Raw genomic sequence first — 25674 nt, 5'->3', positions numbered from 1 at the left:
GGTCAGGTGCCCCTCTATACGATCGGCCATCCAGGAGGGTGAATCCGTAGGCCCCAGGTCCACATCCTTATCCGGCGCATACTCCTCCTGGAGTACTGCCGGGTGGAGACTCACTCCACCCTTGGGCGTACCAGGCCCGATTCGTACGCAATGACCACCAATTGAGCCCGGTCGCGGGCGCCGAGCTTCGCCATCGCCCGGTTCACGTGCGTCTTGACGGTGAGCGGGCTGACCTCCAGGCGCTCCGCGATCTCGTCGTTGGAGTGGCCGCCCGCGACGAGGACGAGGACCTCGCGTTCCCGGCCGGTCAGCGCGGCCAGCCGCTCCGAGTACGCGCCCGAGTCCTGGCCGCCCTCCGAACTGCCGCCCTGCGCGAGGAAGGTCGCGATCAGGCCCTTGGTCGCGGCGGGCGAGAGCAGCGCCTCCCCGGCCGCGGCGATCCGGATGGCGCTGAGCAGTTCGTCGGGCTCCGCCCCCTTGCCGAGAAAGCCGGACGCCCCCGCGCGCAGCGACTGCACGACGTACTCGTCCACCTCGAACGTCGTCAGCATCACCACCCGTACATCGGCGAGCGCGGGGTCGGCGCTGATCAGGCGGGTGGCGGCGAGCCCGTCCGTACCGGGCATCCGGATGTCCATGAGCACCACGTCGGCCCGGGCCGAGCGGGCCAGCTCCACGGCCTGTGCGCCGTCGGCGGCCTCCCCGACGACCTCCATGTCCGGCTCCGAGTCGACGAGCACCTTGAACGCGCTGCGCAGCAGCGCCTGGTCGTCGGCGAGCAGCACCCTGATCGTCATGCGTCCTCGTCCCCCTCCGCGTGGGCCTTGACCGGCAGTATCGCCTGCACCCGGAAGCCTCCGCCGTAACGGGGTCCCGCGCTGAGGGTGCCGCCGAGCGCCGTGACCCGTTCGCGCATGCCGATCAGTCCGTGGCCGCCGCTGTCCGCCTCGTGCCCGGGTCCGCTCCCCTGGCCGGCCGGGCAGCCGTTGTCGAGGATCGTGACCTCCACCGTGCGGCCCACGCGTACGACGCTCACCTCGGCCTTCGCGTCGCCGCCGCCGTGCTTCTGCACATTGGTCAGTGCCTCCTGGATGATGCGGTACGCGGCGAGGTCGACGGCGGCGGGCAGCTCGGTGCCGTGGTCGGTACGGGCCAGCTCGACCGGCAGTCCGGCGTTCCGGAAGGTGTCCAGCAGCGCGTCGAGCACGGCCAGTCCCGGGGCCGGCTCGGTGGGTGCCTCGGGGTCGCCGGACTGCCGCAGCAGACCGACGGTGGCGCGCAGTTCGTTCAGCGCGGACCGGCTCGCCTCCCGTACGTGGGAGAGCGCCTCCTTGGCCTGGTCGGGGCGCTTGTCCATGACGTGTGCCGCGACCCCGGCCTGCACGTTGACCAGGGCGATGTGGTGCGCGACGACATCGTGGAGGTCGCGGGCGATCCGCAGCCGCTCCTCGGCGACCCGGCGCCTGGCCTCCTCCTCGCGGGTCCGCTCCGCCCGCTCGGCCCGCTCCCGTATGGCGTCGACGAACGCGCGCCGGCTGCGTACGGCGTCGCCCGCGGCGGCCGCCATACCGGTCCAGGCGAAGAGCCCCAGGTTCTCCTGGCTGTACCAGGGCGCCGAGCCGAACAGCATCGCCGAGCCGGTCAGCACGGCCATCGTCAGCAGGCCGACCCGCCAGGTCGTGGGACGGTCGGTGCGGGAGGCGACCGTGTAGAGCGCGACCACCGCGGACATGGCGACGGGGGCGGGCGGATCGCCCGCGACGAGCTCCACGACGGACACGGCGGCGGTGACCGCGAGCACCGCCACGGGCCGGTTCCGCCGGAACACCAGGGCCCCGGCCGCGACCACCATCAGCAGCAGGCTGCGGACCTCGGGTGTACGGGTGCCGAAGGTGGGCCCGTGCGGCCCGTGCGGATCGGCGAACGACGCGGTGACCATGCAGACGAGCACGGCGACGGCAAGGGCCGCGTCGAACGCCGTCGGATGCGCGCGCAGCCAGCAACGGGTGTGCGCGAGCCGGGTGAATCCCGTCAGAGGTGCCGTCACGTCAAGCAACGGTACGGGGTGCACGCCCCCCGGGGCGCCGCTCCCGCACGGGCACAGAACCCGGCCCGCGCCCGGAGGTGTCCGGGCGCGGGCCGAGGTGCTGAGTACCGGGGTCAGCCCGGGATGAGGCCGTCGTCGCTGAGCATCGCCTTGACCTCGCCGAGCGTCGCGTCCGGGGAGGGCAGGATCAGCTCGGACGGCTCCAGGGAGTCGTCGGGCAGCGGGGCGCCGAAGCGGCGGACCGCGTCGAGCAGGGCGCCCAGGGTGCGGCGGAAGCCGGCCCCGTCACCCGACTCCATCTCGGCGAGCAGCTCGTCGTCCAGCTTGTTCAGCTCGACGAAGTGGCAGTCCTCGACCTTCCACTGGCCCTCCCCCATGATCCGTACGATCATGACGCGCCGTCCCTACTGCTTGTCGAACTTGTGCTGGTTCTGACCCTGGGCCTGGTCCTGCGCCGAACCGCTGCCGCCCTCGATCGCCTGCTGCTGCGCGCTGCTGCCTCCGGCCAGCTCGGCCTTCATGCGCTGCAGCTCCAGCTCGACGTCCGTACCGCCGGAGATCCGGTCCAGCTCCGCGGCGATGTCGTCCTTCGCCATGCCGGTCGGGTCGTCCAGCGCACCGGACGCCAGGAGCTCGTCGATGGCGCCGGCGCGGGCCTGCATCTGGGCGGTCTTGTCCTCGGCGCGCTGGATCGCGAGGCCGACGTCGCCCATCTCCTCGGAGATGCCGGAGAAGGCCTCCCCGATCCGGGTCTGCGCCTGGGCCGCCGTGTACGTGGCCTTGATGGTCTCCTTCTTCGTACGGAAGGCGTCGACCTTGGCCTGCAGCCGCTGGGCGGCGAGCGTGAGCTTCTCCTCCTCGCCCTGCAGGGTCTGGTGCTGCGTCTCCAGGTCGGTGACCTGCTGCTGAAGCGCGGCGCGGCGGGACAGCGCCTCACGCGCCAGGTCCTCACGGCCGAGCGCCAGCGCCTTGCGGCCCTGGTCCTCCAGCTTCGTGGACTGGCCCTGGAGCTGATTCAGCTGCAGCTCCAGGCGCTTGCGCGAGGTCGCCACGTCGGCGACTCCGCGGCGCACCTTCTGCAGCAGCTCCAGCTGCTTCTGGTACGAGTAATCGAGGGTTTCGCGCGGATCCTCGGCCCGGTCAAGGGCCTTGTTTGCCTTCGCGCGGAAGATCATCCCCATACGCTTCATGACACCGCTCATGGGCTTCGCGCGCCCCCTTCTGACGGACTCAGCTCCAGCTACTCCAGGACCCACAGTACGGGCCCTGCATCCATTACCGCACTGTTCGAGCGCGGATGCGCTCCTCCCCAAGAACGACCTGTCCACGGCTGCGATCCAGCCCAAGGAGTAGGTGACCGTCAGGGAAAGCCGCGGTTGCCCCGTCGTGCACACGCGCCGCCGTACGTTCTGCCTGCTTCTGCCCCGTACGGACGCTCGCCGTTGCCGGATCGTTCCCCCGGGGGCTGGGGTCCATGCCCGGCACCCCGTACCCTTGTGTTTTGTGTTCCGTAGCCGTTCGAAGGATGAGAAGGCCCCCACCGACAAGGTGACGGCGGACCTCTCCAAGCAGCCCCGCGACCCCGAGGCCCCCAAGGGCCGCCCGACCCCGAAGCGGAGTGACGCCCAGACGCAGCGCCGTCGCGCGCAGTCGGCACCGACCGACCGCAAGGAGGCCATGCGCCGCCAACGGGAGGCGCGCCGCGCCGACCTGGCCAAGCAGCGCGAGGCGCTGGCCGGTGGCGACGAGCGCTATCTCCCGGCCCGTGACAGGGGTGCGGTGCGTCGATTCGTCCGCGACTTCGTCGACTCGCGGTTCTGCATCGCCGAGTTCTTCCTGCCGCTGGCCGTGGTGATCCTGGTGCTCTCCATGATCCGCGTGCCCCAGCTGCAGAACATCGCGCTGCTGCTGTGGCTCGGTGTGATCGTGCTGATCGTCATCGACTCGATCGGCATCTGGCTCCGCCTGAAGAAGCAGCTGGCCGAGCGCTTCCCCGACGAGCCGAAGCGCGGTGCCGTGGCCTACGGCCTGATGCGTACGCTCCAGATGCGCCGACTGCGGCTGCCCAAGCCCCGCGTCAAGCGCGGAGAGCGGCCCTGAGCGCGGACCTCGTCTCCGTTCAGGACGTCTCCGTTCAGGACGTCTCCGGCTTCGCGAGCTGCGCGGCCGCCTGGCTGAAGGGCCTGGGCGGGCTGCGCAACACGGTCCGCCAGGAGCTCGTCGCCCGTCAGCTCGACGAGCAGATAGCCGCACGCTTCCCCGTCGGGCAGCGGCTGCGGGTCCTCGACGTCGGCATGGGCCAGGGCACCCAGGCCCTGCGGCTGGCGCGGGCCGGGCACAAGGTGACAGGTCTGGAGTCGGACGCGGGAATGCTCCGGGTCGCCCGGGAGGCGCTGGCGACCGAGCCCGAAGGCATCCGGGAGCGCTTCCGGATGATCGAGGGCGACGGCCGGGACACCGGGGTGCACTTCCTGCCCGGCTCGTTCGACGTGGTGCTGTGCCACGGCGTGCTGATGTACGTCGAGGAGCGCGACGCGATGCTGGCGGGCCTGGCGCGGATGCTGGCGCCGGGCGGTCTGCTGTCCCTGCTCGTACGGAACGCGGACGCGCTGGCGATGCGGCCCGGCCTCGCGGGTGACTGGGCGACGGCGCTGACCGCCTTCGACTCGGACACGTACACCAACCGGCTCGGCATCCAGGTCCGCGCCGACCACATGGCGTCGTTGAAGGCGACCCTCGCGGGGATCGCCGCCCCACTGCACGCCTGGTACGGCGTGCGGGTCTTCACGGACGGCGCCGCCGACGACGCGGAGCTGCCGCCCGAGGACGAGCTGGCCCGGCTGCTGACGGCCGAGGACCGCGCGGGACGTACGGACCCGTACCGCTCGGCGGCGGCACTGCTGCATCTGTGCGGGGTGCGGGGCCAGTAGGCCCGCCCCGGGGCGGTTCCCCCGGGTGCGGGCCGGTGAGTGGGCTCAGCCCTCGGCGTTCAGGCTCATCGGGCCGTAGATGCGGCTGCCGTCCTCGAAGAGGAAGACCTGGTCCGCACCGCCCTCCAGGAGCTCTCGCCAGACCTCGCCGATCCAGGACTCCGCGTCCCCCTGCGTGCTGAACTCCTCCGGCTCCACGGCCGGCTGGACCTCCGTCCCGTCGGCCTTCTCGAACCGCCACGTCCACGCCATGTGCGCCTCCCGGGTCCACGCGCTGATGACCTTGCTTCCCGCAGCGTAGCCGGGCGCGCACCCGCAGCGGTGACGCGGGAAGATCGTGACCGTGGAACTGACTCTGCTCGGCACCGGAGCCCCCACCGGGCTCCCCCGCCCCGACTGCCCCTGCGCCGTCTGCGCCGCCGCCCGCGGCGAGCGGGCACGCGCGGCGACCGCCCTGCTGGTGGACGGCGCGCTGCTGCTCGACCTGACGCCGGGGGCGGCGCTGGCCGCCGCCCGGGCCGGCCACTCACTCGTGGGGGTACGGCAGGTCCTGCTGTCGCACCCGCACGACGGGCCCGCGATGGAGCTGCCCGCGGGGCTGCCGACGGCCGGGCGGGTGCCGGACGGTCAGGAGTTGACGCTGATCAGCGGGCACCGGGTGCGAGCGGTCTCGCTGGACTCCCCGGGTACGGGGTACGAGGTGACCTCGCCGGAGGGGGAGCGGCTGCTGTACCTGCCGCCGGGCGGGGCGCCCGCCGGCGTGACGGACGGTGATCCGCTGCCGTACGACATGATCGTCGCCGATGTCGTCGGACGCCCCGACGGACTGGCCAGGCTGCGGGCGGTGGGCGCGGTCGGCGCCACGACCGACGTCGTCGCCGTCCACATCGACCACGACTCGCCACCCGGTGCCGAGCTGGACCGGCGGCTCGCGGCGGCGGGGGCGCGGACCGTGCCGGACGGCACGACGCTGTACGTCGGGGAGTACCACGCGGTCCCGGACGTGCCGCGGCGCACGCTGGTCACCGGCGGTGCGCGGTCGGGGAAGTCGCTTGAGGCGGAGCGGCGGCTGGAGTCGTTCCCCGATGTGGTCTACGTGGCGACGAGCGGCGCGCGCGGGAACGACCGGGAGTGGGCGGCCCGGGTCGCGGCGCACCGGGAGCGCCGGCCGGGCAGCTGGCGCACGATCGAGACCTGCGAGCTCGTTCCCCTGCTGGCCCAGAGCGGTCCGCCGCTGCTCATCGACTGCCTGGCGCTGTGGCTCACGGACGCGATGGACCAGGTGGACGCGTGGGACGACGAGCGCTGGGAGACGGTCGGCCGCGGCCTCCTGCACGCCCGCACGTCCGCCCTCGTCGCGGCCGTCCGCGAGACGCGCCGCACGCTCGTCGCCGTCACCAACGAGGTCGGTTCGGGTGTCGTCCCCGCGACCCCGTCGGGCCGTCGTTTCCGCGACGAACTGGGCCGCCTGAACGCGGCCTTCGCCTCGGAGTGCGAGCACGTCCTGCTGGTGGTGGCGGGCCAGGCGCTGCCGCTGCGGTGAGCGGGTGGCCCGGGAGCCGGAAAGGCGGGGCGGGCCGGTACTGTTCGGCGAATGAGCTCGCTGAATCTCGACGACTTCTCCGACCTTATCGAGCGCCCCGACACCGGTATGCGGCGCGACGCCGAGGAACGCCGGGAGCGGCTGTCCGTGCCGCCCGGGGCCCTGGGGCGGCTGGACGAGCTGGGCGAGTGGCTGTCGGCCGCGCAGGGGGCCGTGCCGGCACGGGCCGTCGAACGGCCGCGGGTGGTGCTGTTCGCGGGGGACCACGGGGTCGCTGAGCTGGGTGTGTCGGGACGGCGGGCGGGAACCGCGCACGAGCTGGTGCGGGCCACGCTGGAGGGCGCGAGCCCCGTCGCGGTACTGGCCCGGCGGATGGATGTGCCGGTGCGGATCGTCGACGCCGGACTGGACTGCGATCCGGACCTGCTGCCCGAGGACGTCGTACGGCACCGGGTGCGGCGTGGCAGCGGACGCATCGACGTCGAGGACGCGCTGACCCCGGACGAGGCCGAGGCGGCCGTGCGTCTGGGTGTGACGATCGCCGACGAGGAGGCCGACTCCGGTACCGATCTGGTGGTGCTCGGCGATCTCAGTGTCGGCGGTACGACGCCCGCCGCCGCCCTGATCGCCGCGCTCTGCGGCACGGACGCCTCGGTGGTGACCGGGCGCGGCGGTGCCGGGATCGACGATCTGGCGTGGATGCGCAAGTGCGCGGCGATCCGCGACGCGCTGCGCCGCGCCCGGCCCGTGCTCGGCGACCAGCTGGCGCTGCTGACGGCCGTGGGCGGGGCGGATCTGGCCGCGACGACCGGGTTCCTGCTGCAGGCCGCGGTGCGCCGGATGCCCGTGATCCTGGACGGTGTCGTATCGGCGGCCTGCGCCCTCGTCGGGCAGCGGGCGGCGTTCCGTGCGCCGGACTGGTGGCTGGCGGGCCAGGTGACCGGAGAGCCGGCCCAGGCGAAGGCCCTCGACCGGATGGCGCTCGACCCGCTGCTCGACCACGGCGTCACGGTCGGGGAGGGAACGGGCGCCCTGCTGGCGCTCCCCCTCGTCCGGGCGTCCGCGGCGCTCGCCGCCGAACTGCCCGTGCGTACGGAGTAGTTTCCGCCGCGACCCGCGCGAGATCGGGATCACTCGGATCCCACTCAACTTCTCGACACCGTCGCCGGTCTTCGATCGTGGCGCGGGGCTCGGGGCGGGACCGGATCGAGTCGCTGCAGCGCGCCGACGCCACGTACCGACCCATCTGGGAGCCACGTTCCATGCTCTTCGACGTGAGCGCCGTTCTCGAGCCCTCGGCGGGCCGGCGGTGAACCGTGCGCGCGCCTTCGCGCGCCGCGAGTGGGGGCCGCTGTACACGACCGTACGGACGGCGCTCGTGACGAGGACGTGGCGCGCGGTCCCCATGACGCTCGGCGCGGTCTGTCTCACCGGCCTGTTCCAGCTGGTGCAGAACCAGACGTGGGGCTATCAGCCGGTGCAGGACATCGGCTCGGTGCGGGCGGAGGACCCGCTCTGGCTCGCTCTGCTCCGCACCCCGCTGTCCCTCTTCGTCCCGGCGCTCGATCTGCCGGTGTGGGGCGCACTGGCCCAGATCCTCCTGGTGTTCGGCATCTGCGAGATCTGTCTGGGACGGCCGCGCACCCTGATGGTCGCGTACGCGGCCACGCTCGCCGGGACGCTGTACGCACGGGCCGGGATCGCCCTGGGACCCGGTCATCCGCTGGGCCTGCCCGCCGCGGACGCCCAGGTCGTGGACACGGGGCCGTCGGCGGCGGTGGTGGGGCTCGCGGTCTGGGTCTGTCACCGCTACGGGGCGCGGGTGACGATGGGCCTGGTGGTCGTCGCGATGATCGTCGAAGTGCTGGTGAAGAACAATCTGGCGGGCAAGGAGCATCTCGCTGCGATCGCGGGCGTGCTCGTGGTGATCGTGGTGTTCGCCGTGACGGCGCACTTTCAGCGTGCGCCGGGTTCGGAACCGGGACCGGAGGCCGGATCGGTGGCGGAACCGGAACCGGAACCGGGACCGGAGGCCGGATCGGTGGCGGAACCGGGACCGGCGCCGGAGGCGCCGCCGGGACCGTTGCCGGGATCAGGATCGGGATCGGCACCGGTGGCGGCGCCATGACCGGACACGGCACGGGCGCCGGGTCCCGGGCCGGGGGCGAGGGCGGCCGGCAGCCGGTCCGGGGCGCCGCCGATCAGGTCCTCGAACTTGCGGCGCGGTCCGCTCCAGCGTTTGTCGTGGTGGAACGCGCGCAGCACCGCCTTCGCCCGGGAGCGCGGGCGGCGCCGGTAGACCCGCTTGGCCCACGGCGAGGCGGGCCTGGCCAGCCGGAGCGCCGCGATGATCGCGACGAACGGCACCAGGGTGCCGATGATCGCCATCCGCAGTTTGCCCTTGAAGAGGGCGATCAGGACGAAGGCGAAGTTGACGGCGAGGGTGAGCAGAAAGACCCGGCGGTCGTCGCGTTCGTCCTCCGTGAGGTTGTTGACCCCGAGCGGCGAGAAGCCGCCGAGGATCAGCAGCAGCAGTGAGGCGGTGAGCACGACCACCTCGACACTCTGGCGGCCCGCCTCCGTCCAGTAGACGTCGTCGAGGTGCAGGATCAGCGCGAACTCGTCGAGGACCAGCCCGGCGCCCGTCCCGAAGACCACCGCGAAGACGACGGTGCCCGCGCCGGTGTGCTGGCTGCTGGCGACCGACCCGAATCCGCCGATGATGATGAGGACGACACCGGGCACCACATGGTGGATGTGCAGCCCGCCGGAGCTGACGTTGCGAAAGGGTCCTTTTCCGAGCCGGATCAGCCGGGTGACCGTGCGGGTGATCAGGAAGGTCAGGACGAAAGAGGCCAGCGCGATGAGCAGCGGGAGCTTTCCCGGCTCCACGATGTTGCGGTAAAACCAGTGACCCATGCCACCCGCTCCCGTTTTGTCCGTCATGCGCAATTTACCGTCGGAGCGCACCGACTACCCTGCGCGCGGTGAGCTCTCTCAGGACAGTCGGCCCGGTCGGCATACGGTTCGCCTTCGGCACCCTCACCGTGCTGCCGGTGCGTGTCACCCGCTGGGACCGCGACGCCGCACGCGCGGGAATGCTCTGCGCCCCGCTCGCCGGGCTGGTCGTGGGCCTCTGCGCGGCCGCCCTCGGCGGGCTGCTACTGGTGCTCGGCGCGGGCCCGCTGCTCGCCGCCGTCGGCTCCGCCGCCGTACCCGCCGTGCTCACCCGGGGCCTCCACCTCGACGGCCTCGCCGATACCGCCGACGGCCTGGGCAGCGGCAAGCCCGCCGAGGACGCGCTGCGGATCATGAAGCAGTCGGACATCGGGCCGTTCGGCGTGATCACCCTGCTCTTCGTGCTGCTGGCGCAGGTCGCGGCACTGTACGAGCTGTACGGGCACGGCTGGGTCCACGGCGCGACGGGGGCGGTGGCCGCGGGCGTCGCGGCGCGGCTCGCGCTCACGCTCGCCTCGCGCACGGGTGTCCCGGCGGCCCGCCCGGAGGGCCTCGGCGCCATGGTCGCCGCCACCGTCCCCGTACGCCACGCCGTGACGGCCGCCGTCCTGGTCACCGCGGCGTGCGCGGCCGCGGGCACGACGTCGGGCGGGTACGGGGCGCTGCGGGTCGCCGTGGCCCTCCTGCTCGGAGCGGCGGCGGCCGAACTGCTGCTGCGGCACGGTGTGCGCCGCTTCGGCGGGGTGACGGGAGACGTGTTCGGCGCGCTCGCGGAGACGGCGGCGACGGCGACGCTGATCGCGCTGGCCGTGGGCTCCTAACAGGCCTGCCGCCACACCCCCAGCTCGTACCTCTTGAGCATCGAGCTCAGCCGCAGCCGCTTCGACTGCGGGCAGAAGCGGTCCGTCGTCAGCTCGTACTCGACGTGGAAGACCGCCTTGCCCGCTTCGACGAACGGGGTCAGCGCGGCGCATTCGGCGTACTGCGCGCACTGCTCGTTGACCGCGAAGTCGAAGTCACCGACCAGCTGCGGGATCTGGTCCAGGTCGTTCTTCAGGCCGACGGCCAGTCCCCGGTCGTGGGCGAGCCGGGCGATGAGCCGGTTGTAGCGGAGCTGGTCGGCGGCGGTGAGCGGGAAGCCCGTGTCGTTGGCGTAGCCGTCCATGTTGTCCGGCTCGACCGCGTCGAAGCCCTTCTCCCTGCACATGTCGAAGCGTTCGGCCATCAGCGGTTCCAGGACGTCCGTGCGGCGGATGTCGAGCCAGCGTTCGCCCTTCCAGCCGTTGCCCTTGCCGAGCAGGGCCCTGGGGAAGGCGTCCGCGTCCGGGCGGAAGTCCTCCCACGCGCCCGTGGAGATGTAGCAGATGACCTTGCGGCCGCGCCGGTGCAGGTCGCTGACGACGGACTCCGGATGCTCGAAGCCGTCGATGTCGTAGACGGGTACGTCGACCGTCGGATCGAGGCGGCCGCTGAGCTGCCACTGCCAGGCGAGCCCCGGCTTCGGCTGCCAACGGGTGCGCGGCGGCACGGCGTCGTCCGGGGCGGCGTCGTCCGGGACGGTGGTGCAGCCGGCGAGCAGCACCGGTGTCAGCAGCAGCGCCAGGAGCAGCAGGAGACGTCTTGGCGGGACCGGCAGGCTCATGTTCCGTGGGCTCCTCAGCGATGCGCGGTGATCCGGCCCAGCAGAGCACAGACCAGCCCCACCAGCACGACGGCGGCGGCCGCGGGGACGAACAGCAGGTCCGCCCCGGGGACGAGGACCGTGCCGAGCGCGGCCGCGCAGCACACCACGGCCGCGCTCGTCACCGCGCCGAACGCCTGGAGCAGCAGTGCCGTCCAGAGCACGACGCCGAGCAGCAGCATCCCGGCGATCGCCGCTCCGCCCGGTCCGTGGCCGCTGCCCGGCCACAGCAGCGTCGCCGCCGCCGTGAGCGTCAGCAGCGCCCCCAGATGGCCGGCGAGGCAGCGCGCCAGCGCCGCGGCGACGGTGACGCGGAAGCGACGCGGGGAGGTGCTGGCCCGCAGCCCGGCGAGACTCTCCGCCCGGAACCGGTGCAGCAGCCACTCGGCGGGCCCCATGCCGAGCGTCAGCGCGACGGCGAACAGCGGGGTGTCCAGGGCGACCTGGAGCACGAGCACACCGGCCCCGAGCCCGAACAGCCCGTACGGCACCGACCCGCCGAGCCGCGGCCGGCCACGGCCCCCGGTGCGGACACGCGTGACCAGGCCACGGGACGGTGTGCGGTGGGCCCCGCCTCCGGCAGGGCCGGGTTTCCCGCCCGGACCGCCCGGACCGCCCGGGCGCAGTTCCGTGCTCACCGCCCACGCCGCCAGGGCGACCGCGGCGATGACCGAGGCCAGGGGCAGGGCGAGGTGCGCCCAGACCGGCATCGGGTGCAGCGCGGCGAACAGCGCGCCACCGGCCGGCGGCGTCAGGGCGAGCAGCAGCGCACGGTCGCGGCCCAGCACCAGCAGCACGGTCGCCGCCACGAGATACAGCGACTGGCCCGCCGCGAAGAGGACCATCGGCCCCTCGGCGGTGACCGCCGAGGCCGTGCCGAGCAGCGCGCCCACGGGCGCGCCCAGGAGCAGCGACCGGGCGGCCGCCGCGCGGTCGCCGAGGCCCAGCCAGGTGTAGGCGCGGTGGGCGAGGGCCTGGTTCCACGCCCAGCCGGCGAGCGCGGCGGCGATCAGCGGTTCGTACGCCGGGCGGCCGCCCGCGAGGAGCGGTACGGCCAGGACGTGGGCGAGCCCCGGGAGGGTGAAGACCAGGCCGCGCAGCAGGCAGGCGAGGAGCGTCGGGCCCGTGGGTGCGGCCGGCGGGCCGCCGGGCTCCGGGAAGCGGCGTTCGGCGCGCGCGTACAGCTCCTCCGCCAGGGCGAAGGAGTCCTGGCGGCCGTAACGCAGACGTATCTGCTCGTCCGTCAGCCCGTCGGACTCCAGCAGCGCGGCGATCTCGTCCGGATGGACGGCCGCCGCGATGAAGTCGCCGAGCCGCCCGGCGAGTTCGTCGACCGGGTCGGCCTCGGACCGGTCGGCGTGGAGCCGGCTCCCCGGTACGGACGGCAGAGCGTCCCGCCCGGCGGAGCCCGGTTCCTTCAGCCACAGCGATCCGCTCACCACACGCTCCCGTCCGCGGCCGGCTGCAGGTACCAGGGGTCTCTCAGTTCCAGCGTCCAGTCGGCGATGGTCTCGGCGAGCGGCTCGGGCACCGCGCCCGGCGCCCCGTCCAGTTCCCGGTAGATCCGGCGGAAGGCGTCCACGGAACGCCGCAGCGTGAAGCGGTCGAGGACCCGCTGCCGGGCGCGCCGGCCCAGTTCCGCCCGGCGCTCGTCGTCCCGCAGGAGTTCCAGGGCCGCCGCGGCCAGCGCCTCCGGCTCGCGCGGCGGCACCACCAGGCCCGTGTCGCCGACGGCCTCCCGTACCCCGCCCACATCGGTGGACACCGTCGTCCGGCCGCACGACATCGCCTCGATGACCGAGAACGGGAAGCCCTCACTGATGCTGGACAGCATCACCACGTGCCCGGCGGCGTAGGCGCGCGCCACATCGCTGATCCGGCCCTCCCACACGATGCCGTCGGCGACGCCCAGTTCCGCGGCGAGCTTCTCCAGCCCGGTCGCGTACCGCTCACCGCCCGCGGGCGCCGCCCCGAACAACCGCAGCCGCAGCTCCGGCAGTTCGGCCCGGGCCAGGGCGTAGGCCCGGATCAGCGTCTCCAGGTCCTTGATGGGGTCGATCCGGCCGGCCCAGGTGAGCGTGGGTACGGAGGGTTCGGCGCCGGCATGCGGGAAGGCGTGCGGATCGACACCGTTGTAGACCGTGCGGATCCGGTCGGCGGGGGCGCCTCCGCGCTCCTCCCACCGGCGGTTGTACCGGTTGCACGGCGTGATCAGATCGGCCCGCTCGTAGCCGAGGGTGTTGAGCTCCCGGTAGAAGCCCAGCATCAGCGCCTTGACGGGCCACCGCTGGGCCGTCGCTCGCTGGCCGAGATAGCGCTCGCGCAGATAGATGCCGTGCTCGGTGAGGAGGAAGGGCACGCCGTCCAGGCGCTGGGCGGCGAGCGCGGGCAGGGTGGCGAGCCCGCTGCTGACGGCGTGGGCGACGCTGTCCGTGGGGATGCGCACAGCGAGCGGGCGCAGCGCGTGCTCGAGCAGATCGACGGCGGTCAGGGCGTCGTGGACGGTCGGCCGGGCCGCGGCGGTGGGCAGATGCGGCAGCGTCCACAGCCGCATCAGGGTGCGGACGGCGGACTCGGTGCGCAGCGCGGCGGAGAGCCGGCCGGCGCGGGCCTCCTCGGCGAGCGCGTCCAGCCCGGCGCCGAAGTCGGCGTGCGCGTGCGGGTCGAGCACCGACATCAGGAAGCGTGCGTAGAGGTCGGGGAAGTGCCGGGCGGCTCTGCCGAACCGGGCGCGGGCACGGCCGGGGCGAGGCCCCCACAGCGGCACGGAGGTGTGCCTGCGGATGTTGGGCGGCAGCTCCCAGGTGACGGGCTCCCGGCCGCTTCCGGTGAGGGCGGTGACGGTGAACTCGACCTCGGGCATGCCCCGGATCAGCTGGTCGCACCAGGTGCTGACGCCACCGTGGGCATGCGGATACGTTCCTTCGGTGAGCATGGCGACATGACGTCCCTGGCTCATCGTGCTGGGTCCCCCTGGACGTGCGTCATGGGCGTGGGTGACGCACCCCGGCCGGGCCGGCCGGGGTGCGTGCGATGACGGGGCGGACCCGCGCGTCAGACGGCGGGCAGCCGCAGGGTGACGGCGGACTGCAGGAGGTCGGGAGCGGTCCAGGCCGAGCGCCGGCCCGCGTAGGGCGTGCCGAAGAGGCTCGTACCGAGCAGCAGTTGCTTCCGCGTGCCCTCGGGCGCGGTGACGGGAACGACGACCCCGTTCGGCGCCTGGACGGTGACGGTGGTGCCGATCCGGTACGCGGTGACCTTGCCCGTGTCGAGGACCTTCTGCCACGCGGCGCGGCGGCTCAGTTCCGTCCCGGTGTCGCGCTGGCTCTGGTTGACGAGCGGCGCGCTGTCGGCGAACAGCGACCGGTAGTCGGCGAGGATCCGGTCGAGGACGGGGTAGAGGATGCGGTCCTCGGCCAGGTTGGACTGGTGGACGTAGTGGGGGCGGGGGTCGTTCGCGACGACGTGGCCGAGGGCGATCCTGGCCTCCTGCGGCACGATGTACTGCGCGTAGCCGGTCTGCTCGTCCAGGGGCTCGTCCAGGCAGGTGGAGGCCGGGTTGCTCTCGCAGATGCCGCTGCCGCCGTCCGCCCTGGAGGTGTAGATCCAGTTGTACTCGTCGGCCATCTCCGCGGCCGTGCCCGTGTTGTAGTACACGTTCATCGGGTGACGGGGCACGGTGAGGGCGCTGCCCACGGGGCGCTGCTGCGGCTCGCGGGAGTTGTCGCTGGCGATCCACTTGACGCCGTTGTCGGCGAGCGCGGGCGCCAGGTTGGGATTGTCGGCAGGCTGCTGCGGGAGGGTCTTGAGACCCGAGTGCTCGCCGGTGACCAGCTCGGTACGGTCGACGGAGATGCCCTTGTTCACCGCCCAGTTGTGGTTGTCGCGGATCTGCGCGGCGATCTCGGCGCGGCTCATGTACTGCGTCGTGCCGTTCGCGTTCTTCGCGCACTGCCACGGGACGACGGACACGTTCTGGACGCAGCCGAGGAACGGATGGGTGTAGGTGTGGTTGATCCAGCGGTACTTGGCGCGGTCGGCGACCAGCCGGGCGGTGAGCGCGTCGGTGCCGCCGTGCTCGGCCTTCCACTCCTCGCCGGCCCCGGCGTTGTAGACCATGTCGAGGGTGAAGCCGCTGGACTGCTGCCACTGCGCGGCGTACTGGGCGTCCGCGGCGGTCATGCGGATGTCGGGCGTGGTGTCCTCGGCCCCGCCACCGCAGTCGATGTCGCCCGGTGTGCAGTTGCGGTCCTTGTCCCAGCGGGCGTCGGGCGCGAACACGTCGTCGACGTGGACCGCGAAGTAGTTGCGGCTCTGTCCGAGGTGGACGCCCTGGGTGAGCCATTCGACGATGCCCCGCGCCAGCAGCCGGAACTGCCGCTGGTGCTGGTTGTAGGCGAAGGTGACGACCAGCTCACGGCGCCCGTCGTGCGCGTACTCGCCGAGCAGGCTGGCCCGGCCCTCGCCGCCGGGCACAGGGGCGTCGACGTAACTCGTGAACCCCTCGCGCGGGCGCGCCAGATAGCCGTAGCTCTCGCCGATGTCGGGCGCGTTGTCCTCGAACGTCAGCGGGCCGTCGAGATAGCCGAAGGGCCCGGTGCGGCCCGCGGCGGTGACGGTGGCCGCGGCGCCGTCGAGGGTGCCGGCCCAGCCGCCTTCGCTGGTGTAGTCGAGCCCGACGCCCGGATGCGCCCAGGTGTAGGCGTCGACCTGGCGGACCCCGAAGGTCTTCTCGTACGCCACGAGCGCGGCCTGCTCGGCGGCGCCCGCGGAGTCCGTCCCGAACGGCGCCTCGTTCGGGAGGACCACACCCTGGTACTTGGCGCGCGGCCGGCCGCTCACGGTGTCGCTCAGAAAGGCCGCGTTGATCGTCGGACGGCTCGGATCGCCGAGGTCGACGACGCTGTACGGCACTCCCGTACTGCGCAGCTCGGAGGTGACCGCGGCCACCGAGTCACCGCCGTCGTCGACGACCAGGACCTTCAGGTCGATCCGCGGCACCGGGTCCGCGGCCGCCGCCGGCGTCGCGGGCAGCACGGCGGTGAGCAGCGCGCACGACGTGAGCGCCACCGCTGCCGTGCCGAGCCTGCCCTTCGTGGAACCGTTGGATCCTCTCGTCGATCCTCTCGTCGATCCGCTCGTGAATCCGCTCGTACGCAACCTCGTACCGAATACGGGCGCCATGGCGTTTCCCCCCACCCCTCGTTGGCCCTCCCCCGCGGAGAATCCGGGGAGGACATGTGGAAATCATGCAAAGCAGCTACTCGCTCCCTTGCGCATTCGGGCCGAGTGTGACGCAGGACTCACCGGTCGGCCGGGGAAACGTGGCGGAGACACCACGGATGGGTGAATCACCGCTGGCGCGAGCGAACACAGCGGGCGCGCGTAGGCTCGTGGCGGCGCTCCGGCTCGCCCGATTTACGATGCGCCGGGCGGCCGACCCACCTCTTCGGCCATGGAACTCAACGGAAGCGAGATTTCACCACCGTGACTGCTCTCACTCTCAGCACTGCCGGCGCTGCGACGCTGCGCGCCGACGCGGTCGTCGTCGGCGTCGCGAAGGGCGCCAAGGGCCCGGTCGTCGCCGCCGGCGCCGAGGCCGTGGACAAGGCGTTCGACGGAAAGCTCGCCACCGTCCTCGAGACCCTCGGTGCCTCCGGTGCCGAGGGCGAGGTGACCAAGCTGCCCGCGCCGGCCGGCCTGAAGGCCCCGGTCGTGATCGCGGTCGGCCTCGGTGCCGCCCCGGAGAAGGACGACTCGTACACGCCGGAATCGCTGCGGCGCGCCGCGGGTTCCGCGGCCCGGGCGCTGTCCGGCACGAAGAAGGCCGCGTTCGCGCTGCCGATCGAGGCCTCCGAGGACGCCGAGGCGATCGCCGAGGGCGCGCTGCTCGGTGCCTACGCCTTCACCGCGTACCAGGACGGCGAGAACGGCAAGAAGCCGCTGGCCGAGATCGCCCTGCTCGGCGCCAAGCCGCGCGACAAGGCGTACAAGGCCGCGGCCGACCGGGCGATCGCGCTGACCGAGGAGATCAACCGCGCCCGCGACCTGGTCAACACCCCGCCGAACGACCTGTTCCCCGAGTCGTTCGCCGCCGTCGCCTCCGCGGCCGGCAAGGAGCACGGCCTCAAGGTGCAGGTCCTCGACGAGAAGGCGCTCCTCAAGGGCGGCTTCGGCGGCATCCTCGGTGTCGGCCAGGGCGCGGCCAACGGCCCGCGGCTGGTGAAGATCGCGTACACGCACCCCAAGGCGGAGAAGTCCCTGGCCTTCGTCGGCAAGGGCATCACCTACGACTCGGGCGGCATCTCGCTGAAGCCGGCGGGCCACAACGAGACGATGAAGTGCGACATGAGCGGCGCCGCCGCGGTGTTCGCCGCCGTCGTCACCGCCGCCCGGCTCGGCCTGCGCGTGAACGTCACCGGCTGGCTGGCGCTCGCCGAGAACATGCCGTCCGGCACCGCCACCCGCCCGGGTGACGTGCTGCGCATGTACAGCGGCAAGACGGTGGAGGTGCTCAACACCGACGCCGAGGGCCGTCTCGTCCTGGCCGACGCGCTCACCAAGGCGTCGGAGGAGAAGCCCGACGCGATCGTGGACGTGGCGACGCTGACCGGCGCGATGGTGCTGGCGCTCGGCACCCGCCGCTTCGGCATCATGGCCAACGACGACGCCTTCCGCACCTCGATCCACGAGATCGCGGAGGAGGTCGGCGAGGACTCCTGGCCGATGCCGCTCCCGACCGACCTGCGCAAGGGCATGGACTCGCCGACCGCCGACATCGCGAACATGGGCGAGCGGATGGGCGGCGGCCTGGTCGCCGGCCTGTTCCTCAAGGAGTTCGTCGGCGAGGGCATCACGTGGGCCCACCTGGACATCGCCGGCCCGGCCTTCCACGAGGGCGCCCCCTACGGCTACACCCCGAAGGGCGGCACCGGCTCCGCGGTCCGCACCCTGGTCAGGCTGGCCGAGCGCACCGCCGAGGGCGACCTGGGCTGACGCACCACCGTGCACCGGGTCCGGAGTACGTTCCGGACCCGGGCGTCGGTGGCCCTCCGCGAGCGCCGCGGGAAGCCTTCCGCGAGCGCCGCAGGAATACCGGGCGGGGGTCCTCGGTTTGCCCAGCCGGTGGTCTTTCCGTTCGCCTTCGACGAAATTCGCAGGTTCGTACGTACCAGTAATCGCCGGTGACGGCTGAACCGCCGTCCCGTACCCCGGCCCCGCGTCCCGCCTTCCGTCGACAAGTGCGAAGATGGGTTCTCGGCAGGACAGGGCCCCCACCACAGGGCCGAAGACAAGCGGCCGAACACCAGCCGCCGCGTAGGTCATGGACGACCGGCGCCCGGCGCACATGCATGGAGGACGTGACGTGGCGAACGACGCCAGCACCGTTTTCGACCTAGTGATCCTCGGCGGTGGCAGCGGTGGTTACGCCGCGGCCCTGCGCGGAGCGCAGCTGGGCCTGGACGTCGCCCTGATCGAGAAGGACAAGGTCGGCGGCACCTGCCTGCACCGTGGATGCATCCCCACCAAGGCCCTGCTGCACGCCGGTGAGATCGCCGACCAGGCGCGCGAGAGCGAGCAGTTCGGCGTCAAGGCCACCTTCGAGGGCATCGACGTCCCTGCCGTCCACAAGTACAAGGACGAGGTGATCTCCGGGCTGTACAAGGGCCTGCAGGGATTGATCGCCTCCCGCAAGGTCACGTACATCGAGGGTGAGGGCCGGCTGTCCTCCCCCACCTCGGTCGACGTCAACGGCCGCCGCGTCCAGGGCCGCCACGTCCTCCTCGCCACCGGCTCGGTCCCGAAGTCGCTGCCTGGTCTGACCATCGACGGCAACCGCATCATCTCCTCCGACCACGCCCTGGTCCTGGACCGGGTGCCGCAGTCCGCGATCGTGCTCGGCGGCGGTGTCATCGGCGTCGAGTTCGCCTCCGCCTGGAAGTCCTTCGGCACCGACATCACGATCATCGAGGCCCTGAAGCACCTCGTCCCGGTCGAGGACGAGAACAGCTCGAAGCTTCTTGAGCGCGCCTTCCGCAAGCGCGGCATCAAGTTCAACCTCGGCACCTTCTTCGAGAAGGCCGAGTACACCGAGAACGGCGTGCGGGTCACCCTCGCCGACGGCAAGACCTTCGAGGCCGAGGTGCTGCTGGTCGCCGTCGGCCGCGGCCCGGTCTCGCAGGGCCTCGGCTACGAGGAGCAGGGCGTCGCGATGGACCGCGGCTACGTCCTGGTCGACGAGTACATGCAGACCAACGTGCCGACGATCTCGGCCGTCGGTGACCTCGTCCCGACCCTCCAGCTCGCGCACGTCGGCTTCGCCGAGGGCATCCTGGTGGCGGAGCGACTGGCCGGTCTGAAGACCGTCCCGATCGACTACGACGGCGTGCCGAAGGTGACGTACTGCCACCCCGAGGTCGCCTCCGTGGGTCTCTCCGAGGCCAAGGCCAAGGAGATCTACGGCGCGGACAAGGTCGTCGCTCTGAAGTACAACCTCGCGGGCAACGGCAAGAGCAAGATCCTCAAGACCGCGGGCGAGATCAAGCTCGTGCAGGTCAAGGACGGTGCCGTGGTCGGCGTCCACATGGTCGGTGACCGTATGGGCGAGCAGGTCGGTGAGGCTCAGCTGATCTACAACTGGGAGGCTCTGCCGGCCGAGGTCGCGCAGCTCATCCACGCGCACCCGACGCAGAACGAGGCGCTCGGCGAGGCCCACCTGGCCCTCGCGGGCAAGCCCCTCCACTCCCACGACTGATCCAGTCCACGGGCGCGACGACCACTACCGCACTTCCCCTGGCTCGGCGCTCCGCGCGAGCCGGGGAGACCCCACCGTTAGGAGCAACCGAAACCATGCCGGTTTCCGTAACCCTTCCGGCGCTCGGCGAGAGCGTCACCGAGGGCACCGTCACCCGCTGGCTGAAGGCCGAGGGCGAGCGCGTCGAGGCCGACGAGCCGCTGCTGGAGGTGTCGACCGACAAGGTCGACACCGAGATCCCCGCACCGGCCGCCGGTGTCCTGGCGTCCATCAAGGTCGCCGAGGACGAGACCGTCGAGGTCGGCGCAGAGCTGGCCGTCATCGACGACGGCACGGGCGCCCCCGCTGCCGCCCCGGCCCCGGCCGCCGCCGAGGCCCCCGCCCCCGCCCCCGAGCCGGCGCAGCCCGCCGCGGCCGCCCCGGCCGCCGAGCAGGCCGCCCCCGCACCGGCTCCGACCGCCGAGGCCGCCGCCGGCGGCAGCGGTGCCGAGGGCACCGACGTCGTGCTGCCCGCGCTGGGCGAGTCGGTCACCGAGGGCACCGTCACCCGCTGGCTCAAGGAGGTCGGCGACTCCGTCGAGGCCGACGAGCCGCTGCTCGAGGTCTCCACCGACAAGGTCGACACCGAGATCCCGGCGCCCACCTCGGGTGTGCTGCTGGAGATCACGGTCGGCGAGGACGAGACCGCCGAGGTCGGCGCGAAGCTCGCCGTGATCGGCGCCCCGGGTGCCGCTCCGGCTGCTCCGGCCGCCCCCGCGGCCCCGGCTCCCGCTGCCGCCCCGGCTCCCGCTCCGGCCACTCCGGCTCCGGCTCCGGCCACTCCGGCTCCGGCTCCGGCCGCTCCGGCTCCGGCGCCCGCGCCCGCGCCGGTCCAGGCCGCGCCTGCCGCTGCCGCCCCGGCACCGGCCCCGGTGGCCCCCGCCGCCCCCGCTCCGGCCGCTCCGGCTCCCGCCGCTCCGGTCGACGAGGGCGCGTACGTCACGCCGCTGGTCCGCAAGCTCGCGACCGAGAGCGGTGTGGACCTGTCCTCGGTCAAGGGCACCGGCGTCGGTGGCCGTATCCGTAAGCAGGACGTCATCGCGGCCGCCGAGGCCGCGAAGGCCGCCGCCGCTGCCCCGGCTCCGGCCGCCGCCGCTCCGGTCGCCGCGAAGAAGGCCCCGGCCCTCGAGGTGTCCCCGCTGCGCGGCCAGACCGTCAAGATGACCCGCATGCGCAAGGTCATCGGCGACAACATGATGAAGGCGCTGCACGGCCAGGCTCAGCTGTCCTCGGTCGTCGAGGTCGACATCACCAAGCTGATGAAGCTGCGCGCCCAGGCCAAGGACGCTTTCGCCGCCCGCGAGGGCGTCAAGCTGTCCCCGATGCCGTTCTTCGTGAAGGCCGCGGCCCAGGCGCTGAAGGCCCACCCGGTCGTCAACGCCCGGATCAACGAGGACGAGGGCACCATCACCTACTTCGACTCGGAGAACATCGGCATCGCCGTCGACTCCGAGAAGGGCCTGATGACCCCGGTCATCAAGGGTGCGGGCGACCTCAACCTGGCCGGTATCGCCAAGGCCACCGCCGATCTGGCGGGCAAGGTCCGCGGCAGCAAGATCACGCCGGACGAGCTGGCCGGTGCGACCTTCACGATCAGCAACACCGGTTCGCGCGGTGCGCTGTTCGACACGATCATCGTGCCCCCGAACCAGGTCGCGATCCTGGGCATCGGCGCGACGGTCAAGCGTCCGGCCGTCATCGAGACCGCCGAGGGCACCGTCATCGGCGTCCGCGACATGACGTACCTGACGCTCTCCTACGACCACCGCCTGGTGGACGGCGCCGACGCCGCCCGCTACCTGACGGCGGTCAAGGCGATCCTGGAGGCCGGCGAGTTCGAGGTCGAGCTCGGCCTCTGAGCCACCCGGCTGTAACCAGCCTCACGAGCGGCGCCCCTGCCCGGGAGTACTCCCAGGTAGGGGCGCCGCCGTATTGTCTAGGGGTCTTCTCTTCTTGAAGGAGCGCTTCCATGACCATGCCCGTCGTCCACTCGCTGCGCGATCAGATCCGCGAGCACATCGTGGAGGGCATCGTCAGCGGCCGCTGGAAGCCGGGCGAGCGGATCGTGGAGCGCCGGATCGCCACGGAACTGGCCGTGAGCCAGACGCCCGTGCGGGAGGCGCTGCGCGAGCTGGAGTCGCTGCGGCTGATCGAATCGGCGCCCAACAAGGGCGTACGGGTACGGAATCTGACGGCTGCGGACCTGGAGGAGAGCTACCCCGTCCGGGCCGGTCTGGAGCAGATCGCGGCCGAGCTGGCCGCGGAGCGGCTGGCGGCCGACTGCTCGGCGCTGGAGCCGCATGTGGCGGCGCTGTACGAGGCGGACCGCGCCGCGGACGGGACGGCCCAGGTACGGCACACGGTGGCGTTCCACCGGGAGCTGGTGAAGGCCGCGGGCAACGGGGTGCTGCTGCACACGTGGGAGGGCCTGGGGATCGAGGTCTTCACCGCGCTGTCCATCCGGTGGCTGGGCACGAAGCAGAAGTCCTACGCGGAGGAGCACGAGGAACTCCTCGCGGCCTTCCGCCGCCGCGACCCGCAGATCGGCACCCTGGTCAAGTCCCACGTCCTCGGCTGCGCCCCCCGCGCGTAACGCCTCCGGCGGCGGTGCCGGTACGGGGTGCGGTGTCGTCGCCGACGCCTGGGTGAGGTGTTCACCGGGTGGGCTGTGGGGCGTGGCGTGACCTCTCCGGGCCCGGCTCCTCCTGGCCCCGCGCGGGGTGTGGGCGGAGCCCCACGAAGGAAAAAGCTCGGCACCCGGTGCCCTACTTCGCGGCACCCTGTGCCGACTTTGTCGATCTGAAGAAGTTTTTCGCTTCAAACTTTGATCGATCATCGATCGTCGGCTTACAGTCGACGACGGACCCACCAGTCCGTCGGCCCCGTCCTGCCAGACAAGGCCCCATCTCCACCCCCCTCCTCTCCGGAAGGCGGCGTCATGACCGACCCCGTAGGCAAGCTTCCGAGCGAGCTCGACCAGCTCCCGGACCGTGACACCGAGGAGACCGCCGAATGGGCGGCCTCCCTCGACGCCGTCACCAAGGCCGCCGGCCCCCACCGCGCCGCGTACCTCATGCGACGCACCCTCCAGCACGCCGAGGGTGTGTCAGGGCTCGATCTGCCCAAGCTTCTGGAGACGGACTACGTCAACACGATCCCGACCGCCGCCGAGCCCGCCGTGGACGGCGACGAGGCGATGGAGCAGCGGATCACCGCCTGGAACCGGTGGAACGCCGCCGCGATGGTCACCCGCGGCGCCAAACACGGCGTCGGCGGACACATCGCCACCTTCGCCTCCGCCGCCTGGCTCTACGAGACCGGCTTCAACCACTTCTTCCGCGGCAAGGAGCAGGACGGCTCCGGCGACCAGCTCTACATCCAGGGCCACGCCTCCCCCGGCATCTACGCCCGCGCCTTCCTCGACGGCCGCCTCACCGAGGCCCACCTGGACAACTTCCGCCAGGAGTCCGGCGGCAACGGCCTGCCGTCCTACCCGCACCCGCGCCGACTGCCCTGGCTCTGGGAGTTCCCGACGGTCTCCATGGGCCTCGGCCCGCTCTCGGCGATCTACCAGGCGCGCTTCAACCGCTATCTGACCAACCGCGGCATCAAGGACGTCTCCGCGTCGCACGTCTGGGCCTTCCTCGGCGACGGCGAGATGGACGAGCCCGAGTCGACCGCGGCCCTGGCACTCGCCGCCCGCGAGGGCCTCGACAACCTGACCTTCGTCATCAACTGCAACCTGCAGCGCCTCGACGGCCCCGTCCGCGCGAACTTCAAGATCGTGCAGGAGCTGGAGGCCCAGTTCCGCGGCGCCGGCTGGAACGTCGTCAAGAGCCTGTGGGGCAACGCCTGGGACGAGCTCTTCCAGCTCGACACCACCGGCGCCCTGGTCCGCCGCCTCCGCGAGGTACCGGACGCGCAGGTCCAGACGTACCAGACCCGCGACGCCGCCTACATCCGCGAGGACTTCTTCGGCAAGGACCCCGCGCTCGTCGAGATGGCGAAGCTGCTGTCCGACGACAAGATCCTCGAGTGCTTCCACCTCTCGCGGGGTGGCCACGAGCCGCGCAAGGTGTACGCCGCGTACAAGGCCGCCGTGGAGCACAAGGGCGCCCCGACGGTGATCCTGGCCCAGACGGTCAAGGGCTACACGCTCGGTGCGGGCTTCGCGTCCAAGAACGCCAACCACCAGATGAAGAAGCTGACGGTGGACGAGTTCAAGGCGATGCGGGACCTGCTCGGCCTGCCGATCTCCGACGCGGCCTTCGCCGACGGCCAGGTGCCCTACGGCCACCCGGGAGCGGACTCCCCCGAGGTCCGCTACCTGCAGGAGCGTCGCGCGGCCCTCGGCGGCCCGGCCCCGGCCCGCCGCGTACACCCCCTCGCCCCGCTGCCCGCGCCCGCCGAGAAGGCGTTCGCCGCCTTCGACAAGGGCTCCGGCAAGCAGTCCCTGGCGACCACGATGGCCTTCGTCCGCCTGGTCAAGGACCTGATCCGCGACAAGGACACCGGCAAGCGCTGGGTGCCGATCGTCCCCGACGAGGCGCGTACCTTCGGTATGGAGTCGCTGTTCCCGTCGCTCGGCATCTACTCGCCGAAGGGCCAGACGTACGAGCCGGTCGACCGCGACCAGCTGATGTACTACCGCGAGGCCAAGGACGGCCAGATCCTCAACGAGGGCATCACCGAGGCCGGTTCGATGGCGGACTTCATCGCCGCGTCGACCGCGTACTCGACGCACGGCGAGACGATGATCCCCTTCTACATCTTCTACTCGATGTTCGGCTGGCAGCGCACCGCCGACCAGATGTGGCAGCTCGGCGACCAGCTCGGCAAGGGCTTCCTGGTGGGCGCCACGGCGGGCCGTACGACGCTGACGGGTGAGGGTCTGCAGCACGCGGACGGTCACTCGCCGGTGATCGCGGCGACCAACCCGGCGGCGCTGACGTACGACCCGGCGTTCGCGTACGAGATCGCGGCCATCGTCAAGGACGGTCTGCGCAGGATGTACGGCGAGGCCCGCCCGGACGAGGATCCGGACGTCTTCTACTACCTCACCGTCTACAACGAGCCGATGCCGCAGCCCGCGAAGCCGGAAGGCGTCGACGAGGGCATCGTGCGCGGTCTCTACCGCTTCAACGAGGGCGAGGGCGCGGCGGACGACCCGCGCATCCAGCTGCTCGCGTCGGGTACGGCGATCCACTGGGCGCTTCAGGCGCAGCAGCTGCTGGCCTCCGACTGGGGTGTCACGGCCGACGTCTGGTCCGCCACCTCCTGGACCGAGCTGCGGCGCGACGCGCTGGAGGCGGACGCGGCACTGCTGCGGGGCGAGTCCCGGGTGCCGTACGTACGCCAGGCGCTGGAGGGCGCGCAGGGCCCGGTGCTCGCGGTCAGCGACTACATGCGGCAGGTGCCGGACCAGATCGCGCAGTGGGTGGAGCAGGACTGGTCCTCGCTCGGCGCGGACGGCTTCGGTCTCTCGGACACCCGTGAGGCGGCCCGCCGCCACTTCGGTGTCGACGCGCAGTCGATCGTCGTCGCCGCGCTGGCCCAGCTCGCCCGCCGCGGCGAGGTCCCGGCCTCCGCGGTCAAGGACGCGCGGGAGCGGTACGGCTTCTGAGGCCCCCCTCGCAGTGACGCCCCCGTCGCCCAGTGAGTGACGGGGGCGTCGTGCCTGCGCGTCCGGGACTCCCCAGGCCCGCGGGGCACAGGAGGCCC

The 25674-nt window shown here is 72.3% G+C and carries 20 protein-coding genes and 1 pseudogene; 11 read left to right on the top strand and 10 right to left on the bottom strand.

The genetic code is table 11. The features are described 5' to 3' along the window. Positions 1-110: 110 nt before the first annotated feature. The 4 genes from ACIQMR_RS02235 to ACIQMR_RS02220 form a co-directional block, all read right to left on the bottom strand. On the bottom strand, positions 111-797 hold the full coding sequence (locus ACIQMR_RS02235) for a response regulator transcription factor (protein WP_266374740.1): 687 nt from the start codon (positions 795-797) through the stop codon (positions 111-113). Beyond that, positions 794-2047: a sensor histidine kinase gene (locus ACIQMR_RS02230; protein ID WP_401381833.1), complete on the bottom strand. Its 1254-nt coding sequence runs from the start codon at positions 2045-2047 to the stop codon at positions 794-796. The genes ACIQMR_RS02235 and ACIQMR_RS02230 overlap by 4 nt, the downstream gene beginning before the upstream one ends. Positions 2048-2160: 113 nt before the next feature. Continuing rightward, positions 2161-2439, bottom strand: coding sequence for a hypothetical protein (locus ACIQMR_RS02225; protein ID WP_266374737.1), 279 nt, complete (start codon positions 2437-2439; stop codon positions 2161-2163). 12 nt (positions 2440-2451) lie between these two features. Continuing rightward, positions 2452-3237, bottom strand: a complete 786-nt coding sequence (locus ACIQMR_RS02220) for a PspA/IM30 family protein (RefSeq protein ID WP_401381830.1) — start codon at positions 3235-3237, stop codon at positions 2452-2454. Positions 3238-3550: 313 nt separating this feature from the next. Between ACIQMR_RS02220 and ACIQMR_RS02215 the strand changes: the two genes are divergently transcribed. After that, positions 3551-4147, top strand: a complete 597-nt coding sequence (locus ACIQMR_RS02215; RefSeq protein WP_401381827.1) for a DUF3043 domain-containing protein — start codon at positions 3551-3553, stop codon at positions 4145-4147. Positions 4148-4239: 92 nt separating this feature from the next. Beyond that, the gene (locus tag ACIQMR_RS02210) at positions 4240-4977 is read left to right on the top strand and encodes a class I SAM-dependent methyltransferase (protein ID WP_401382663.1); all 738 of its coding nucleotides are present in this window, start codon (positions 4240-4242) and stop codon (positions 4975-4977) included. Between the two features lie 45 nt (positions 4978-5022). Here ACIQMR_RS02210 and ACIQMR_RS02205 read toward each other — a convergent pair whose 3' ends face one another. Further along, positions 5023-5229, bottom strand: coding sequence for a hypothetical protein (locus ACIQMR_RS02205; protein ID WP_401381824.1), 207 nt, complete (start codon positions 5227-5229; stop codon positions 5023-5025). A 91-nt stretch (positions 5230-5320) separates the two neighbouring features. Here ACIQMR_RS02205 and ACIQMR_RS02200 point away from each other — a divergent pair, with 91 nt between their 5' ends. The 3 genes from ACIQMR_RS02200 to ACIQMR_RS02190 all read left to right on the top strand — a co-directional run bounded on the left by ACIQMR_RS02200 (position 5321) and on the right by ACIQMR_RS02190 (position 8648). Further along, positions 5321-6520, top strand: a complete 1200-nt coding sequence (locus ACIQMR_RS02200) for a bifunctional adenosylcobinamide kinase/adenosylcobinamide-phosphate guanylyltransferase (protein WP_401381822.1) — start codon at positions 5321-5323, stop codon at positions 6518-6520. A gap of 60 nt (positions 6521-6580) precedes the next feature. Beyond that, positions 6581-7621, top strand: coding sequence for a nicotinate-nucleotide--dimethylbenzimidazole phosphoribosyltransferase (gene cobT / locus ACIQMR_RS02195; RefSeq protein WP_401382661.1), 1041 nt, complete (start codon positions 6581-6583; stop codon positions 7619-7621). 208 nt (positions 7622-7829) lie between these two features. Next, positions 7830-8648: a hypothetical protein gene (locus ACIQMR_RS02190; protein ID WP_401381821.1), complete on the top strand. Its 819-nt coding sequence runs from the start codon at positions 7830-7832 to the stop codon at positions 8646-8648. A gap of 26 nt (positions 8649-8674) precedes the next feature. On the opposite strand, the pseudogene ACIQMR_RS02185 reads toward ACIQMR_RS02190, so the two are convergent. Then, positions 8675-9439: pseudogene (locus ACIQMR_RS02185) on the bottom strand (hypothetical protein); the annotation flags it as partial. 59 nt (positions 9440-9498) lie between these two features. Here ACIQMR_RS02185 and ACIQMR_RS02180 point away from each other — a divergent pair. Next, entirely contained in the window at positions 9499-10299 is an 801-nt protein-coding gene (locus tag ACIQMR_RS02180) for an adenosylcobinamide-GDP ribazoletransferase (RefSeq protein WP_401382659.1), read from the top strand. Here the strand turns inward: ACIQMR_RS02180 and ACIQMR_RS02175 are convergent. From ACIQMR_RS02175 to ACIQMR_RS02160, 4 genes are all read right to left on the bottom strand, one after another. After that, positions 10296-11120, bottom strand: a complete 825-nt coding sequence (locus tag ACIQMR_RS02175) for an endo alpha-1,4 polygalactosaminidase (protein WP_401381818.1) — start codon at positions 11118-11120, stop codon at positions 10296-10298. The genes ACIQMR_RS02180 and ACIQMR_RS02175 overlap by 4 nt on opposite strands. A gap of 14 nt (positions 11121-11134) precedes the next feature. Then, complete coding sequence (locus ACIQMR_RS02170) at positions 11135-12598, bottom strand: hypothetical protein (RefSeq protein WP_401381816.1); 1464 nt, start codon at positions 12596-12598, stop codon at positions 11135-11137. Then, positions 12595-14118 (bottom strand): GT4 family glycosyltransferase PelF, encoded by a 1524-nt coding sequence (gene pelF / locus ACIQMR_RS02165; protein WP_401381814.1) that lies wholly within the window; start codon positions 14116-14118, stop codon positions 12595-12597. Before pelF ends, ACIQMR_RS02170 begins: the two co-directional genes overlap by 4 nt. Positions 14119-14213: 95 nt before the next feature. Further along, the gene (locus tag ACIQMR_RS02160) at positions 14214-16343 is read right to left on the bottom strand and encodes a hypothetical protein (RefSeq protein WP_401381812.1); all 2130 of its coding nucleotides are present in this window, start codon (positions 16341-16343) and stop codon (positions 14214-14216) included. A gap of 303 nt (positions 16344-16646) precedes the next feature. Between ACIQMR_RS02160 and ACIQMR_RS02155 the strand changes: the two genes are divergently transcribed. The 5 genes from ACIQMR_RS02155 (at position 16647) to aceE (ending at position 25576) form a co-directional block, all read left to right on the top strand. Further along, a complete protein-coding gene (locus ACIQMR_RS02155) occupies positions 16647-18155 on the top strand; it encodes a leucyl aminopeptidase (protein ID WP_401381810.1) in 1509 nt (502 codons plus the stop codon). Between the two features lie 370 nt (positions 18156-18525). Continuing rightward, positions 18526-19914: a dihydrolipoyl dehydrogenase gene (gene lpdA, locus ACIQMR_RS02150; RefSeq protein WP_358664729.1), complete on the top strand. Its 1389-nt coding sequence runs from the start codon at positions 18526-18528 to the stop codon at positions 19912-19914. Between the two features lie 95 nt (positions 19915-20009). Then, complete coding sequence (sucB, locus tag ACIQMR_RS02145; protein ID WP_401381808.1) at positions 20010-21812, top strand: 2-oxoglutarate dehydrogenase, E2 component, dihydrolipoamide succinyltransferase; 1803 nt, start codon at positions 20010-20012, stop codon at positions 21810-21812. Between the two features lie 110 nt (positions 21813-21922). Further along, complete coding sequence (locus tag ACIQMR_RS02140; RefSeq protein WP_401381806.1) at positions 21923-22546, top strand: GntR family transcriptional regulator; 624 nt, start codon at positions 21923-21925, stop codon at positions 22544-22546. 345 nt (positions 22547-22891) lie between these two features. Then, positions 22892-25576, top strand: a complete 2685-nt coding sequence (gene aceE / locus ACIQMR_RS02135; protein ID WP_401381805.1) for a pyruvate dehydrogenase (acetyl-transferring), homodimeric type — start codon at positions 22892-22894, stop codon at positions 25574-25576. Positions 25577-25674: the final 98 nt, after the last annotated feature.

The organism is Streptomyces sp. NPDC091376 (genome assembly GCF_044757085.1).
Taxonomy (GTDB): Bacteria; Actinomycetota; Actinomycetes; order Streptomycetales; family Streptomycetaceae; genus Streptomyces; species Streptomyces pratisoli.
Note: the sequence above shows the minus strand (reverse complement) of the source record. Positions and strands in the feature narration are given on the sequence as shown.